Raw genomic sequence first — 14,985 nt, 5'->3', positions numbered from 1 at the left:
TGCGCTCGCGCAGTTCGTGGTAGATGTCCCAGAGGTACTCCGCGCGGTCGATGTAGGACAGTTCGCGCCACTCTTCCTGTGCGTCCTCCGCGGCCTCGAGCGCGGCGTCGACGTCGTCGGCCGTTCCGCGCTGGAACGTCGCCAGCGTCTCGCCGGTCGCCGGGTTCCGACTCTCGAACGTGTCGCCCTCGCCGTCGTCCGTCCACTCGCCGCCGATGTAGTGGCTGTACGCCTGCTCTGTGGCTTGCTGGCTCATATCCGGACAGACGACGAGCGACGTAAAAACCCTGATGGTGAGTCACACACCCACGATCGAAGTAGCCGAGATGCGGCCCGAGCGAGCGGCCGGCGACTACTCGGACCGCGGGTGTCGAACACGAGCGTACAGCGCTCGAGCGTGGTCGGAGTGGCGGACGACGGGGAGAACGACGACGACGGCCGTGACGAGCCCGACGATGCCCGCAGTGGTGTACAGCGACAGCAGCGGTCCGTCGTCGAGGGCGGCGACGAGCGGACCCGATGCAACGGCCGCTGCACCCCCTCGAAATAGGACCGGGCGAAGCGCGCTCGTGACCGACGGGACGCCGACCAGTCCGCGGCCGAGCATGACCAGTTGCCAGCCGCTGAAGGCACCTAGCGAGCCGGCGAGCAAGTAGACGGCGTCGGTGGTCCACTCGCCCGCGACGAGGAAGAACGCGCTGAGCCCGATCCCGAGCGCGAACGCGATCGTCGCCCGATCGGCGAACTCGCGGTGGAGGAGCACTCGAGCGCCGACCAACAGCGTCAGTCCGACGGCAACGCCGACAACGACGTCGACGACGTAGTGGACGCCGAGGGCGACTCGGGTGAAACAGACCAGCGAGACGAGCGCCGCGGCGACGCCGAACCGCAGTCGCTTCGTGCCGAGCGAGAGTACGCTCGCCAGTCCGAAGTAGACGACCGTGGTGTTGACCGCGTGGCCGCTCGGAAAGCCGTACCCTCCGGCGGTCGCCGTCGCCTCGTACAGCGGCTCGACGAGCCACGGAAGCAACGCCGGATCGAGTAACGGTTCTTCGGGGCGCGGGAAGCCGAACACTTCCTTGAGTCCCTTGTACAGCCCCATTCCGGCCAACGTGACGCCCGCGACCACGGCGATATCGTCTCGATCCGGCGTGTCGACCCAATAGAGGACGGTGAGCACGAGGACCAGAAACCAGACGTCGCCGAGTTGCGTAGCCAGAGCGATACCGACGGCCAGCCACTCGGGGATCTGCTCCTGAATCAGGTCGAACTCGCCGATACCGCGCGACACGGATACACCAATGACGCCGCTGATAAAAAAAGCCGAGGCAGGAGACCGACGGTCGCTACCGGGCGGCTCTCACCGGTCGTCTTCCTCACCGGGATCTTTCGTCACGGTCCGTTCGCCCTGCGGTGGCTGCTCCTCGCTCTCGGGGTGGCGCTCCGCACCCGACTCGGTCATGGCCTCCGTTTCCGGTTCGGTGCCCTTACCGGACCGTCCCTCGCCCGCCGCCGACGTCTCGTCCGTATCGTCCGGTTCGCCGGTCGACGTGCCGACCGCTCGTCGCTCGCTCCCCTCGTCTTCGTGGACGGTAGTCTCGGTTCGCTCGGCGACGGGATCGCTGCCATCCTCGGTAGCTTGACCGTGCAGAGCGGAACCGCTCTCGAGAACGACGGCGTCCGTCGTCACGTCGCGGACGTCGTTTCGGTCGATCGGCACGACCTCGTCGGTGTCGCCGTCCCAGCCGAGCGTCGCTTTGATCGAGTCGACCGCGCCGGACTCGAGGTCGACGTAGGCCGTCTCCGGTTCGGTCATCGTGACGACACCGACCGTCTCACCCGATGCCGTCTCGAGGCGCTTGCCGACGTCGTCGTCGGTAAACGTGGGGCTCATGGCGGTGGTTAACGCGATCCGGAGAAAGCCTGTGGTGCCTGCAGTGGCCGGGAAGCCGAGCTATCGGTCACCCAGATCGGCCGCCGTCTCGAGTTCGGACCGAAGCGTGGTCGAGTCGAACTCGTGGTCGGGGCGGAGCCGAACGAAGTCCAGAAATCGCCGGGCAGAGAGCAGTTCTTCGGAATCGTAGACCATCGCAGCCGAACGGACGGCCTCGCGAGCGCCGATCCGCGGTTCGAGGACGGCGAGCGCACAGGCGAGATCGTAGGCGGTGGTCTCGGCGACGCGGTCTTCGTGGACGTTGGTCGCGTCGATAAAGTAGAACTCGCCGTCACAGATCAGGATGTTCTCGGCTCGCAGGTCGCCGTGGGCCATGTCGTGGTCGTGCAAGATGGCCAGCATCTCGAACAGTTCCGGTGCGCGCTCGGTGACGAGCCAGTCGGGCGACTGATCGAGCGAGCGAAACTCCGGCAGGTACTCGAGGACGAGCACCCCCAGTCCGTTGACCTCGAACGCGTCGATCGGCCGCGGGGCGTTGATACCGATTTCCCGCATCCGCTCGGTCGCCTCGTACTCGTGTTCGACCATCTCCCGCGGGGTGTCGAATCGGCCGAAGAAGCCGTCGGTTCCCGCCGACACTGCACCGACGTTCCGTCCGGTCGTCAACACGGCGTGAACGAGTGCGTTCTGCCTCGAGACGATCTTGACGAACCACTCCTCGTCGATCACGCAGGGTGTCGACAGCCAGTTATCAGCCTCGAGGAACTCCACGCGGACTTCCTCGCGTCCGTAGCGATCCGCCAGCGTCTGGACAACGCGCTCGAGGCGGTCCCACTCGACAGTCCCTCGGGCGAGCCGGCGGATGTCCATACGTCGGGTGTGCGGGCTTGGGGGTTAAATGCCTCCCGAACTGTCGCTATCGAAACGTGTTCTCGCCGGACGTCCGTCGGCTCGAGGGAGCCAAACCTGTTCGATGCCTCTCCCCGTCCCAATCGAGAGTCAGAGCAGTATTGTTATCAACATTGCGACTGAACAACCTGGTAATTATGGATGCGATCGATAATCTCAGTGATGCGATCGACACGACGCGGAACTTCCTGACGCCGATACGATTGGGAATGTGGCTCAAGCTCGCGATCGTCGTCTTCTTCGTGAGCTCGCTCGGATTCGGCGGCCCGACGATTCCCGGCGGCGATTTCGGGACCTTCGCCGACGATCCGGCGTTCGAGGACGGCCAGGCCGAGGAGTTCGAAGACGAGTTCGGTGAGGAGTTCCCGCTCGAGGAGCTCATCCTCGGACTGCTCATCATCGGTGGGATCATCCTCGTCTTCTGGCTGTTGTACGCCATCATTGCCGGGATCATGGAGTTCGTCTTCCTCGAGTCGCTACGGGAGAGCGAGGTGCACGTGCGACGGTATTTCTCGGGGAACCTCGGGAACGGGGTCCGCCTGTTCGGGTTCCGACTCGGGATTATGCTCGTCGCGGGGGTCCTCGGGACGGCCCCCGCAGCAGCCATCTACCTGCAGGGGGGCCTCGGTGATCTCTCGGGCGGATTGATCGGGCTGTACGCGCTGTATGGAATCGGCCTCTATCTGGTCTATTCGATCGTCCGGCGCTTTACCACCGATTTCGTCGCACCGATCATGCTCCTCGAGAACCGTGGCGTCATCGGTTCCTGGAAGCGGTTCTGGTCGACGGGGACGGGCAACTGGGCGGAATACGCGGTCTATCTGATCCTGGTCTGGATCCTCTCGCTCGCGATTTCGATCGCTGCGGTGTTCGTCGTGATGTTCGGCATGCTCGCGCTGGCCATCCCCTTCGGCATCGTGATCTTCCTGCTGATCATGCTCGGCGACATCGGCGTGTTGCTGGCCGTCCTCGTCGGCGTGATCGCGTTCGTCGTCATGTTGCTGTTCGTGGCGCTCGTCTGGACCCCGATCACCACCTACTTCCGGTACTACGCGCTGTTGCTCCTGGGCGATACGAACGCCGAATTCGACCTCATCCCCGACCAGCGGGCCGCGGTTCGGTCCGACGGCGGTGAGCCGACTGACGACGGCCGCTGGGATCGCGACGGTCGCGACGAGTACGACGATCGCCAGCCGTCCGACTCCGCCACGGACGCCGACCGAGACGACCGCCGGCCCGACGACCGCGACTCCCGAGACGATACGTCGAGCACGTGGGACGATAACTCGAGTGCGTGGGACGACTTGACCGAGGCCGACGACGACGACGAAGACGACGAGAACCGAGGCTGGTAGCGACTCGAGTCCGGACCGATTTTCGAAAGAGAGGTCTCGAAACAGGACCCACGCGAGGCGAGAACGACGGATCGCGGCCGATCGCGGCGGTGCGTTTATTTTGCGTCTCGGAAACTAGTCGGCATGGACACGGCGTTGCCCGACGAACACCGGGCGATCCGGGACCCCGTCAACGAGTTCTGTGAAACCGAGATCGAACCGATCGCTCAGTTTGTCGAGGCCGAGTACCGATTTCCGTCGGACATCTTCGAGCAGTTCGCCGGCCTCGAAACGCTGGGCGCTCCCGTTACCGAAACGAACGGCGGGTTCGGCGAAGGGGCGCTACCGTCCACCCTCGGCCAATCATGATCGCACTCGTTGCCGGTCTCGCGTTCGTTGCGCTCGGCGTCGCCGGGATCCAGTACGCACCAGCAATCGTCGCAGCCCAGCACCGACAGGGGATGGCACCGTTCGAGGATCGAGAGGGAGAAAATACTGCGATCGATGCCGCGGACAGAATTCGGGTCACGAAAGGAACGGGCGTCGTCTTCGTCGTCGTCGGATTCGCCCTCCTCGTCTACGGCTCCGGCGTCCTCTGATACGGTCTGTTGTACCTGTTTACCGGAGCGACCGCACGACCGCTCGCGGGCTCCGCCACTGACTGACAGCAATCCGTCTGAGTAGCGAGGGCTACTCGAGAATACCGAGGACGCCGTCATCGTCTTCGTCGTCCCCGTCGTCCTCTTCTCCGTCCCCGCCATCGTCTTCGGTGCTGTCGTCGTCGGTACCGCCGTCACTGTCGTCAGTCTCGCTGTCGTCGCTGTCGTCCGCTTCATCACCGCCGTTGGCATCGTCGTTCTCGTCGTCGTTGTCGCCCGTTTCGTCTCCGTTCGCGTCAATATCCAGAGAGATGGCCTCCATGAGCGCGATGATGTTGTCCTCCTCCCGGCTCCGGAGTCGCTGCGGGTAGACGCCGATGGTTACGAGCAGATCGTCGCCGCCCTCGACGGCTTCGCTGACGTGGAGGTCGACCTCGACCTCTTGACCGCTGAACATCGCGTCGGCGCTGAACCGCGATCGGGTCGTCGTTTCGCCGAGAATCGTGATCTCGTCGTCCGCCTCGTGAGAGATATTTCCCATTTCGTCGTAGTTATCCCCGACGAGATCGACGAGTTCGCCGGCGGACATGTCCTCGACCGGGTTGAAGTTCCGACCTGCCACGCCGATCTGTGGCGTGGTGAGGACCATGAATACGGCGCCGCGCTGGCTGCCGAGCGGTTCCATATCGACTGCTTTCTCGTGTTCGGTGAGATAGTTCGTGACGACGACGGTCTCCGAAGCGGCGCTGACGCCGACGTCCTCTTCGACGACCACGTCGTCGATGCCGGTCTGTTCGTACCCCGTATCCGACCGAACGCTCGCATCGACGCCCGCAGGCGACGACTCGTGTTCGGCCATTCCGAGCATGCCTAGACAGCCGGAGAGACTCGCGAGACCCGCGACGCCGAGACCGCCGAGAAGCGTTCTGCGATTCATTACCTCCTCAATGGAAGTTCGGTTCATAAGTGTTTATTGGATCGGAGACTGTCTGTTGGTTTTGGTAAGTGTTCGTGCTCGAGACGACCGAACGCTCGTTTGCGGACCACGCCGACGTGAACGGCGACGAGACCGTCATTGTCGGCGGAACGGACCCAGAAGGAACGACGTCAGTGAGAGCCCGGACCGCGGCGGGCCTCGCCGTCGGTGAAGGCGAGTCAGGTGCAAGACGGTGACGTAACTCAGCGCCGAGAGGACGACGGCGATGATGGCGTTTCCGAGAAGCAGTTGCTGGATCGCGACCCACGCTGACTCGGTCGTCGTCGCATCGCGCGATCGGACCGACTCGGATCCGAGCAAGAAAGCGCCGACCTGAAAGCTCGCGAGGTACACTGCCGGTTTCACGAACGGATTGAGAACGGCCACGGAGGCGAAGATAGCGGGTTTGCTGATCGACGACCACAGCGAGATGAAGACGAAAAACAGACCGATCCCGAGCCCCCCCGTCGGAAGCGCGGTAATGAAGATGCCTATAGCGAAGCTCGCAGCAACCTGATGTGGCGTGTGTTCTTCGCGGAAGGCTGCGACGAGTTGCTGGCGAGCCGCATCACGATACCGAGCGAGTCGTTCCCGTACCATTCACTCTACCCGTCGGTAGCCAGCAACCGGCAAAAAGCTACCGAGACAAGAGATAGGACAGCAAACCGCCACGACGATCGCTCGTTTCGCTCCCGCAAGCGCGGTAATTCGGCACTAGCCCGTCGAACGGAGGCGTTGAGACGATTATCGCGACGAGTGCTCCGAGCATCCCGAAGACGGGGGCGGGACGACACACACCAGTCGAGTCAATCGCCCTCGAGAGCGCCGTCGTCGGCTCCGTTGCTCGTCTGTGAGTCCCAGAGATCGGCGTACGTCCCGTCCGACTCGACCAGTTCTTCGTGCGTGCCGGTCTCGATCACTTCGCCGTCGTCCATGACGACGATCCGATCGGCGTCTCGGATCGTCGAGAGTCGGTGAGCGATGACGAACGCGGTCCGATCCGCGGTGAGTTCGTCGAGATTCCGCTGGATCACCTGCTCCGTCTCGGTGTCGACGTCGCTGGTCGCCTCGTCCAGGACGATGACGTCCGGATCGTTGAGGATCGTCCGCGCGATCGACACTCGCTGGCGCTGCCCGCCCGAGAGCTTGACGCCCCGCTCGCCGACCATCGTATCGTAGCCGTCGGGAAGCTCTTCGATGAACGTGTGCGCACCGGCGGCGATCGCCGACTCGCGGATACGCTCTTCGACAGCGTCCGACACGTCGGTCCCGCGGTCGGCCTCGAGGACCGTCCGGAACGTCTCGCCGTCGCCGTAAGCGATGTTCTCCCGAATCGTCCCCGAGAACATGTACGGATCCTGTTCGACGACGCCGATCCGGTCCCGTAGCGTCTGGAGGTCGTACTCCCGGACGTCGACACCGTCGATTCGTACTGCGGTGTCCCCTCGAGTCTCGTGGTCGGCCCCGTCGTGGCGCCGGTCGTCCCAGCCGCTTTCGGTCAAGGAGTCGGCGTCGGTACCGGGTCCGGTCCCGGCGTCGGTATCGGCGTCGGCACCGCCGGAAGCAGGTCCGACGTCCACGTCAACCCCACCGTCCGCTCGCGGGTGGGTACTGTCGACGTCGTAGAAACGCGGCACCAGCTTCAACAGCGTCGACTTGCCGGAGCCGCTGGTCCCCGCGAATCCGACCGTTTCGCCGGACTCGACCTCGAGGTCGATGCCGTCGAGGATTCGTTCGCCGTCCTCGCTGTAGCTGAACGCGACGTCTTCGAACGTGACGTTCCCCTCGACCGTGTCGGGGGCGTCGGCGTCCGATGGCGACTGGATGTCCGCGTCGGTCGCCAGGATCCCGAAGACGCGCTCGGCGCTGGATTTGGCCTTCTGGTAGTTGTTCGCGGTCTTGCCGATCCGGGTCATCGGGCCGTCGAGTTCCCGGAGATACATGAAGAAGACGACGAACGTCCCGGCGGTCAGGCCGCCCGCGGTGACGACGGAGTAGCCGCCGGCGACGAGAATCGAGACGAACATCGCGCCGACGAGCAGGCGAAGCGACGCGAAGAACGCCTTCCGGACCGTGATGGCGCTGATCTTCTCGTCGCGATACCCCTTGCTCTGTTCCTCGACGCGGTGGTTCTCGACGTCGTAGCGATCGAAGGACTTCACAATCGCCGCGCCGCCAAGGTTGTTCGACAGCCGCGTGTTCAGGCGGGCGACGAGTTCGCGGATCCGCTTGTACTTCGGCTCGATCCAGACGATGAACTTCGCCGTCGCGAAGGCGATGATCGGCACCGGGAGCAAGACCAGCGCGCCCAGCCACGGAGCCGTGTAGAGCATGTACCCTCCGACCAGCGAGAAGATCATCACCGCCTCCGTGATCTGACGGATCTCGTTGTTGAAGAACTCCTCTAAGCGATTGACGTCGCTGTTCAGGATCGCCATCATCCCGCCGGTCTGGTGGTTGTTGAAAAAGGACAGGGACAGCCGCTGCATGTGGTCGTACGTGTCCAGGCGCAGGTCGTGTTGGATGTGCTGAGCGGTCGTCTGGAAGAAGTACCGCGACAGGTAGTGGGTAATCGCCTGGATGACGTAGGACGCCACCGTGAGCGCGCCCAGGTAGTACAGGAGGGAGAGGCGCTCGCCGGTCTGTTCGGCGGGCACCGGTTCCGTGGGGACGAGCCCCGTCGCCGCGAGCAACTGATCGACGCCGCCCGATTGCGTGATGACGAGGTCGATCGCGGCCGCGAGCATCAACGCCGGGAACAGCCGCGCGGCGCGGTTGATCATCGTCGAGACGAATCCGATGCACAGCGGCACCCAGTACGGAAGCGCGTAGTGGATCAACTTCGCCATCGGATTGCCGTCGATCTTCTCGCGAATCTCGTCGAAGCTGCCGTGGGGATTGGACCCAGCCATCGTGGTGATCTCGGCCTTCACGACTGGGCCGCAAAAGGCACACACAAGCGGAAACGATCGCATCATCTCGCCTGTGGCGAGCGTCAGGTTTCCTGAGTGCTCGCCTCCGTACGGACTGCCGTCCGTCGGTGCCGGCGCGACCGGAAGACTCCTCGCGGTCGCCCCGGGACACAGATCCAACTGACCATGTCAGCTCCCGAAGCGAGGATAGAGAAACAGCAAAACGGGCGAAGCCAACCGGTTCAGCGTATCACGGGAACGAACCCGACTCTTCGAACGAATTGGCAACGCGCCGTATCGCGACCACGTACGCCGCGGTCCGTGCGTTATCGAGATCGTGTTCGTCGATCGTTTCGACAAGCGCATCGAAGGCGTCGACGATAAGCTCCTCGAGTTCGTTGTTGACCTTCTCCTCGGTCCAGTAGAAGCGCTGGCGATTCTGAACCCACTCGAAGTAGCTGACCGTGACGCCGCCGGCGTTGGCGAGGATATCCGGAATCACGAAAACGTCTTTCTCCTCGAGAACCGCGTCGGCCTCGGGCGTCAGCGGTCCGTTTGCGGCCTCGGAGATGACGTCTGCCTCGACTTGCTCGGCGAGGTCGCCGTCGATGGCGTTCTCGAGGGCGGCGGGAATCAGGAGATCGACGTCCAGCGTCAGGACGTCCTCGTTCGTGAGTTCCGTCTCGCTCCCGTCGAAACCGACGACGCTGCCGGTCTCGTTCTTGTGATTTTTGACCGTAACCGGGTCGATGCCGTCGGCGTTGTAGACGCCGCCGCTCGAGTCGCTGACGGCGACGACGGTCGCCCCCATTTCGTCGATCAGCTTCGCGGCGATCCAGCCGGCGTTACCGTATCCCTGGACGGCGACGGTCGCGCCGTCGAGATCTTTGCCGAGGTAGTCGAACGCTTCCCGTGCGGTGATCACTGTCGACCGGCCGGTCGCTTCGACGCGACCCTCGCTGCCGCCGCTGGCGATGTTCTTCCCGGTGATGACGCCCGGTTCGGTCGTATTCTCGAGCGTTTCGTAGGTGTCTTTGATCCAGTTCATCTCCCGCTGGCCCGTGTTCACGTCGGGCGCGGGGATGTCGCGATCCTCACCGATCAGCGGCCGCAGTTCCGTCGCGAACGCACGCGTGACGCGCTCGAGTTCGGCTTCCGAATACTCGTTGGGGTCGATGATGATACCGCCTTTCCCGCCACCGTAGGGGATCCCGACAGTTGCACACTTGTAGACCATCCAGCCCGACAGCGCTTTCACTTCGTCGCGAGAGACTTGCGGGTGGTAGCGAATGCCGCCCTTGTAGGGACCCCGGTCGCCGTTGAACTGCGAACGGAAGGCTTTGAACCGCTCGAGTTCGCCGTCGTCCCGTTCGATCGTGAGGTTGGTCTCGAGGACCCGTTCCGGATACTTGAGCCGCTCGATCACGTCAGCACCGATGTCGAGGTGGGTTGCAGCCTCGTCGATCTGGGACTGTAGGCTTTCGAATGGGTTGGCTTCGCCAGACATTACGTATAGCTACCGAAGGAAACCGAAATAAGCGTGACGAATGCCCTACATAGTACATTAATCTCAATATAAGGTGTTCTGATGTGTTAATACAGTTACCGAACGTTACTCGCCGTTCCGTTCTCCGTCTGTTCTCCCGGCGCGCGAGCGGATCCGTTCGGCCTGCGCGATCAGCGGCGCATCGATCATTTCGCCGTCGACTTCGAAAACGCCCCGACCGTCGGCGTCGGCTTCCCGCTCGGCTTCGAGGACGCGTTCGGCCCACTCGAGTTCCTCGTCCGACGGCGTAAACGCCGCGTTGATCGGTTCGACCTGCGCGGGATGGATCGCCAGCTTCCCGTCGTAGCCGAGCTGGATCGAAAACTCGGTGTCCTCGTGCAGTTGCGTCTCGTCTCCGAAGTCCGTTACGAGGGTGTCGATGGCCGTACAGTCGTGTGCCGACGCCGCGAGGACGACCCGTTCGCGAGCGTAGAGCACCTCGAGGCCCTCGGCGGTGCGGGTCGCGCCGAGGTCCGCCGAGAGGTCTTCGGCCCCGAAGACGAGCGCGTCGGTCGCCGGGACGGCGGCGATTTCCGGCGCCGCGAGGACGCCGGCGGCGTTCTCGATGACCGCGAAGACGGGCAGCGAAACGTCGTACGTCGCGAGTTCGTCGACGAGGTCACGGACGTCGCTCGGCGAATCGACTTTCGGGAGCATCACGCTATCGAGCCGCAGAGGGTCGTCATCGTTGCTGTCGCTGCCGTTGCCGTTGTCGCTCTCTGCGGGCCCGAAGAGCGCCTCGAGATCCGCTGCTGCGGTCGATTGGGCTGCGTTGATGCGAACGCAAACCTCACAGTCCGGATCGAAATCGGGGTCGACGAGCACCTCGCGGACGGTTTGTCGGGCATCGGCCTTTCGCTTGGGAGCAACGGCGTCCTCGAGATCGAAAACGATGACGTCCGCCCCTGCGGCAGGTGCCTTCCGAAGCATTTCGGGTCGATCCCCCGGCGTGAACATGACGCTTCTGCGTCCCATACGCCGTGTCCGGGAGCCACGAGTAAAGGAGTACGCTTCTCAGCGCGCGTACAGCGTCGGTTCGATGTCGACGGACACCCCTCGTTCAGAGTGAAAAGTGGTTCGATACGCGTTGGCTGGTCCGGCGGGATCAGTGTGGCTGTGCTGGCATGGGTCTCCGAAATTGATCGGACGGGAATAGCGCGGTTATGCGGGCGGCAATCAGCAATATTGGGCTAAATCTGTTTGCTCCGATCCTCGCGTCGCCGACTGCGATCGGTACGACCACCTTCGACCAATTCGTGAATACGTGAGCGGAGAGACCCGTCGTTCAGAGTGAAACGGGGCGGTGAGGCCCCGCGATCTCAGCGGTTGAGTGTCGGTCACTCTGACAGCGGAGTGAGAGTCGACCGGAGCGAATCGGACGATACCTCCTGCGGGAAGCACTCGTTGCCGGAACGACGATACCCACACCCCTCGTTCAGAGTGAAAACGGGAGAAGGTATGGGAGCCCTCTCGAGCGAGGGCATGCTGTTCCGCACTTGTCTTGATAAACTGTCAAACACTCGGCTTTTGTGGTGTAGCAGCGGCACTAGCAGGAATTTGTTGCTTGTTCCGTAAAATATAATACTACTATACTAGGCTAGTGGTTCTAGAAAGAAGAAAGAAAGGATACTGAACTTACGGATACAGCACGAGCCACGTCGCTCGGTGATCAATTCAGTTCCTCGGATCGCTTTTCCGCAATGTCGCCGCTGCCACCGCTCTACTCGAATCCGAGTGGTCTCTTCTGGAATCCGACTCTCCCCTGCATCACCCCTCCCACCCGTGACCAGCCTTTCACTCTGAACGAGGGGTGCGGGGGTCGGCCACCGATCACCGCCGAAGCGACGGTACAGTCTGCATGCGGCAGAGATCGAACTCGAGAAGAGTCAGCCGAAACACTGCGTATCAAAACGTCTATCCAGCTATTATCAGTCTGAACTACCTTCCATAGATTTATTATGTGCGTCTTCGAGAACGGAGACATGGCTGAACAGGCTGGGGACCCGCTCTTCCAATCCCACGACCCCATTTTTAACCGGAAGGAACTCCTCCACGTCGGTCACGTCCCCGACGAAGACCGAATCGTCGGTCGGGACGACGAGATCGAATCCGTCGCCGCCGAAGTCGGTGCGATCACGCGAGGTGATCCGCCGAACAACGTGATGATCTACGGCAAGACCGGCACCGGAAAGAGCCTCATCTCTCGACACGTCGCCACGCGAGCACAGACCGCCGCGAAAAGCAACGATATCGACTGCGGGGTGCTCTACGTCGACTGCTCCGAAGCGAACACGGAGACCCGTGCGACGCGTCAGTTGGCGCTGAGCCTGAAAGAACAGACGGCCTTTCAGGGGAATATCCCGCTCCGCGGTGTCGGAACGATGGAGTACTACCAGCACATCTGGGGGATTCTCGAGGAGTGTTTCGACGCGATCATCGTCATTTTAGACGAGATCGACAAGCTGGATAACAGCAACATCCTGATGCAGCTTTCGCGAGCCCGCGAAGCCCAGAAGACGGACGCCTACATCGGCGTCATCGGCATCAGTAACAAGGTCAAGTATCGGGAGACCCTCGACGAGCGCATCGACAGCAGCTTCGGTCACCGAGAGCTGTTCTTTCACCCCTACGACGCCTCACAGCTTCGGGAGATCATGCGCAACCGCGAAGATGCGTTCCAGCGGGACGTCCTCGAGAACGGAACGATCGAGCTCTGTGCGGCGCTTGCCGCCAAGAAACACGGCGACGCCCGCAAGGCGATCGAGATCCTCAAGGAAGCCGGCGAACTCGCTCGCCGCGCGGGGTCGGAACACGTCTCCGAAAGCCACATCCAGCAGGCCCAGGAGGTCGCCGAGATCAACCGGATCGAAGAACTCACGAGCGGCGCGACCGTCCACGCGAAACTCGCCCTGTACGCGCTGGCGAGTCGGATCATCACCGGCGACCGCGAGACCCACAAGACGCGGGAGATCTACGAACGGTACGTCGGTATCTGCGAGATGGTCGCGACCGATCCGATCACCGAAAACGGGCTCTATCGACAGCTCAAAGAGCAGGCCTTCCTCGGGGTTATCGAATCCGAAAAGACCGGCGGCGGCCGTTCCCAGGGGAGTTACCTCCTGCACCGACTCGTCACCGATCCGAAACACATCATCAAAGCGGTTCGTCGGGACAGTTCGCTCGAGGAGCTTCCGACGTACGACCAACTCGCCGACTCCGGCAGCCAACCGAGAGACCGCGATGTCGATCTCTCCTCGTTTTCCTGAGGCCGGGGTTTCGCGAGGAAGGTACCTGAACTGACGGTGACTCCGACCGCGATTGTTGGTGTCTTTCGGCGCTTTCGTCCGGCCGCTCACCGACGAGTGGCTCCAGATCCGTTTCACTGGCTCTGCCGAACTATTTTTTAGGGTATTCTCGCGAGTATGAAACCGAATGCGAAGAAATATTCATTCTGGACCCGTGTGTTTATAATGGTCCCAACACGATCCGTACCGTGCGACCGAAAAGACCGACCTCCTCTCGCCGAGCCTACCTGACTACGCTCGGAATTGGTGTTTCCGCGGCTCTCGGTGGGTGTTTACGCTCATCCGAAGCGAATCGCAAACGCTGGTGGTTCGGAACCGACTTTCGGATCAGATCATCACCGACAGTAGTGGATGGAACGGTCTTCGTGGGCAGTTCGGATCGGTCGCTGTACGCACTGAACGCGAACGATGGCGAGGAGCAGTGGACGTTCGACACCGGCGATCAGATCTGGGCGTCTCCGAGAGTCGTAGATGACACCGTCTTCGTCGGGAGCGACAAACTGTACGCACTGGATGTCGAGGACGGCACGGAACGGTGGGCGTTCGATATCGGCAGTTGGTCGTTCTATTCGTCGCCGGCAGTGGCCAATGGGACCGTCTTCGTCGGCGGCACTGACCACTGTGTGTACGCGTTAAACGCCGAAGACGGCTCCGAACGCTGGGCGTTCGAAACCGGTAGCTGGGTCCGATCGTCGCCCGTGGTAGTTGACGGTACCGTCTACGTCGGGAGTCACGACAACCACGTCTACGCGGTAACTGCCGAAGAGGGCTCCGAACGCTGGGCGTTCGAAACCGGTAGCTGGGTCCAGTCGTCGCCCACGGTGGTAGACGGGACGGTCTTCGTCGGAAGCTGGGACCGGACTGTCTACGCCTTGGATGCGGCTACGGGGGTGGAAATCTGGACGGTTGAGACCGGAGGCGGTATCTGGTCGTCGCCGACGGTGGCCGATGGGACCGTTTTCATCGGCAGCGGAGAGTATCGTGAGCCCGAGGATACGACCCTGTACGCGCTGGATGCGGCTACGGGGGCGGAGATGTGGACGGTTGAGACCGATGCCGGAGTCTGGTCGTCGCCGACGGTAGTCGATAGCACAGCCATCGTCGGTAGCCTCGGCGGTCAAATCCACGCACTGGATCTGCAAGACGGCTCGGAACGGTGGGTCGCCAGAAACCTTGGGAAGATCGAATCATCGCCGACAGTGGTAGATGATACCCTCTTTGTCGGGAGCTATAACCACAACGTGTACGCACTGGATGCGAGTGTCAGTGGCTCGAGCGAGGACTCGCGGATCGAACACGGGACACTCGGACATCACGATGCGACTTGATCAGCAGTTCGACAAATCGGTCGATCGTGACTTCGAAAGGGTCACCGTTCAGTTACTGGCCTGCCACGGTGGTGACTCCCCAAGGATTTCAAAACGGAAACAAGGCGGATGCCCCGCCCCACCGTGGACGGGGATGAACAGCGCCGTTTCAGTCTGAACGAGGGGTGTGGGATGCGAGTCGT

At 62.5% G+C, this 14,985-nt stretch carries 14 protein-coding genes; 5 read left to right on the top strand and 9 right to left on the bottom strand.

Translation table 11 applies throughout. The annotated features are described in order from the left end of the window. The 4 genes from GS429_RS22305 to GS429_RS19400 all read right to left on the bottom strand — a co-directional run. Positions 1-256, bottom strand: a 256-nt coding sequence (locus GS429_RS22305) for an aldehyde dehydrogenase family protein (protein ID WP_235920860.1), incomplete at its 3' end; no start/stop codon positions are given. Positions 257-352: 96 nt separating this feature from the next. Further along, positions 353-1,291, bottom strand: a complete 939-nt coding sequence (locus GS429_RS19410) for a phosphatase PAP2 family protein (protein WP_328821497.1) — start codon at positions 1,289-1,291, stop codon at positions 353-355. A gap of 69 nt (positions 1,292-1,360) precedes the next feature. Beyond that, complete coding sequence (locus GS429_RS19405) at positions 1,361-1,894, bottom strand: hypothetical protein (RefSeq protein ID WP_160067252.1); 534 nt, start codon at positions 1,892-1,894, stop codon at positions 1,361-1,363. 60 nt (positions 1,895-1,954) lie between these two features. Beyond that, positions 1,955-2,764 carry an RIO1 family regulatory kinase/ATPase domain-containing protein gene (locus GS429_RS19400; RefSeq protein ID WP_160067250.1) on the bottom strand — a complete coding sequence of 270 codons (810 nt, stop codon included), beginning with the start codon at positions 2,762-2,764 and terminating at the stop codon, positions 1,955-1,957. Between the two features lie 176 nt (positions 2,765-2,940). On the opposite strand from GS429_RS19400, the gene GS429_RS19395 reads away from it, so the two are divergent. The 3 genes from GS429_RS19395 (at position 2,941) to GS429_RS19385 (ending at position 4,736) form a co-directional block, all read left to right on the top strand. Continuing rightward, positions 2,941-4,158, top strand: a complete 1,218-nt coding sequence (locus tag GS429_RS19395; RefSeq protein ID WP_160067248.1) for a DUF7544 domain-containing protein — start codon at positions 2,941-2,943, stop codon at positions 4,156-4,158. Positions 4,159-4,281: 123 nt separating this feature from the next. Further along, positions 4,282-4,506, top strand: a complete 225-nt coding sequence (locus GS429_RS19390; RefSeq protein WP_160067246.1) for an acyl-CoA dehydrogenase family protein — start codon at positions 4,282-4,284, stop codon at positions 4,504-4,506. Then, positions 4,503-4,736: a hypothetical protein gene (locus GS429_RS19385; protein ID WP_160067244.1), complete on the top strand. Its 234-nt coding sequence runs from the start codon at positions 4,503-4,505 to the stop codon at positions 4,734-4,736. Before GS429_RS19390 ends, GS429_RS19385 begins: the two co-directional genes overlap by 4 nt. 91 nt (positions 4,737-4,827) lie before the next feature. Here the strand turns inward: GS429_RS19385 and GS429_RS19380 are convergent, their stop codons facing one another. The 5 genes from GS429_RS19380 to GS429_RS19360 all read right to left on the bottom strand — a co-directional run bounded on the left by GS429_RS19380 (position 4,828) and on the right by GS429_RS19360 (position 11,145). Then, on the bottom strand, positions 4,828-5,673 hold the full coding sequence (locus tag GS429_RS19380; RefSeq protein ID WP_160067242.1) for a DUF6517 family protein: 846 nt from the start codon (positions 5,671-5,673) through the stop codon (positions 4,828-4,830). A 135-nt stretch (positions 5,674-5,808) separates the two neighbouring features. After that, positions 5,809-6,312, bottom strand: a complete 504-nt coding sequence (locus GS429_RS19375) for a DUF2062 domain-containing protein (protein WP_160067240.1) — start codon at positions 6,310-6,312, stop codon at positions 5,809-5,811. A gap of 206 nt (positions 6,313-6,518) precedes the next feature. Next, positions 6,519-8,624 (bottom strand): ABC transporter ATP-binding protein, encoded by a 2,106-nt coding sequence (locus GS429_RS19370; protein WP_160067238.1) that lies wholly within the window; start codon positions 8,622-8,624, stop codon positions 6,519-6,521. Positions 8,625-8,874: 250 nt separating this feature from the next. After that, positions 8,875-10,131: a Glu/Leu/Phe/Val family dehydrogenase gene (locus GS429_RS19365; protein ID WP_160067236.1), complete on the bottom strand. Its 1,257-nt coding sequence runs from the start codon at positions 10,129-10,131 to the stop codon at positions 8,875-8,877. 105 nt (positions 10,132-10,236) lie between these two features. Further along, entirely contained in the window at positions 10,237-11,145 is a 909-nt protein-coding gene (locus GS429_RS19360) for an HpcH/HpaI aldolase/citrate lyase family protein (protein WP_160067234.1), read from the bottom strand. A 1,007-nt stretch (positions 11,146-12,152) separates the two neighbouring features. Here GS429_RS19360 and GS429_RS19355 point away from each other — a divergent pair. Together GS429_RS19355 and GS429_RS19350 are read left to right on the top strand one after the other, a co-directional pair. Beyond that, positions 12,153-13,436 (top strand): Cdc6/Cdc18 family protein, encoded by a 1,284-nt coding sequence (locus GS429_RS19355; RefSeq protein WP_160067232.1) that lies wholly within the window; start codon positions 12,153-12,155, stop codon positions 13,434-13,436. 227 nt (positions 13,437-13,663) lie between these two features. Next, the gene (locus GS429_RS19350) at positions 13,664-14,803 is read left to right on the top strand and encodes an outer membrane protein assembly factor BamB family protein (protein ID WP_328821495.1); all 1,140 of its coding nucleotides are present in this window, start codon (positions 13,664-13,666) and stop codon (positions 14,801-14,803) included. Positions 14,804-14,985 lie beyond the last annotated feature (182 nt).

This window comes from Natronorubrum halalkaliphilum, from assembly GCF_009834785.1.
GTDB lineage: Archaea > Halobacteriota > Halobacteria > Halobacteriales > Natrialbaceae > Natronorubrum > Natronorubrum halalkaliphilum.
Note: the sequence above shows the minus strand (reverse complement) of the source record. Positions and strands in the feature narration are given on the sequence as shown.

Excerpts from the sequence above, each read along its gene's own strand:
- GS429_RS19405 (WP_160067252.1), bottom strand. The coding sequence starts at position 1,894 with ATGAGCCCCACGTTTACCGACGACGACGTCGGCAAGCGCCTCGAGACG.
- GS429_RS19360 (WP_160067234.1), bottom strand. The coding sequence starts at position 11,145 with ATGGGACGCAGAAGCGTCATGTTCACGCCGGGGGATCGACCCGAAATG.
- GS429_RS19390 (WP_160067246.1), top strand. The coding sequence starts at position 4,282 with ATGGACACGGCGTTGCCCGACGAACACCGGGCGATCCGGGACCCCGTC.
- GS429_RS19375 (WP_160067240.1), bottom strand. The coding sequence starts at position 6,312 with ATGGTACGGGAACGACTCGCTCGGTATCGTGATGCGGCTCGCCAGCAA.
- GS429_RS19395 (WP_160067248.1), top strand. The coding sequence starts at position 2,941 with ATGGATGCGATCGATAATCTCAGTGATGCGATCGACACGACGCGGAAC.
- GS429_RS19400 (WP_160067250.1), bottom strand. The coding sequence starts at position 2,764 with ATGGACATCCGCCGGCTCGCCCGAGGGACTGTCGAGTGGGACCGCCTC.
- GS429_RS19365 (WP_160067236.1), bottom strand. The coding sequence starts at position 10,131 with ATGTCTGGCGAAGCCAACCCATTCGAAAGCCTACAGTCCCAGATCGAC.
- GS429_RS19380 (WP_160067242.1), bottom strand. The coding sequence starts at position 5,673 with ATGAATCGCAGAACGCTTCTCGGCGGTCTCGGCGTCGCGGGTCTCGCG.
- GS429_RS19355 (WP_160067232.1), top strand. The coding sequence starts at position 12,153 with ATGGCTGAACAGGCTGGGGACCCGCTCTTCCAATCCCACGACCCCATT.
- GS429_RS19385 (WP_160067244.1), top strand. The coding sequence starts at position 4,503 with ATGATCGCACTCGTTGCCGGTCTCGCGTTCGTTGCGCTCGGCGTCGCC.
- GS429_RS19370 (WP_160067238.1), bottom strand. The coding sequence starts at position 8,624 with ATGGCTGGGTCCAATCCCCACGGCAGCTTCGACGAGATTCGCGAGAAG.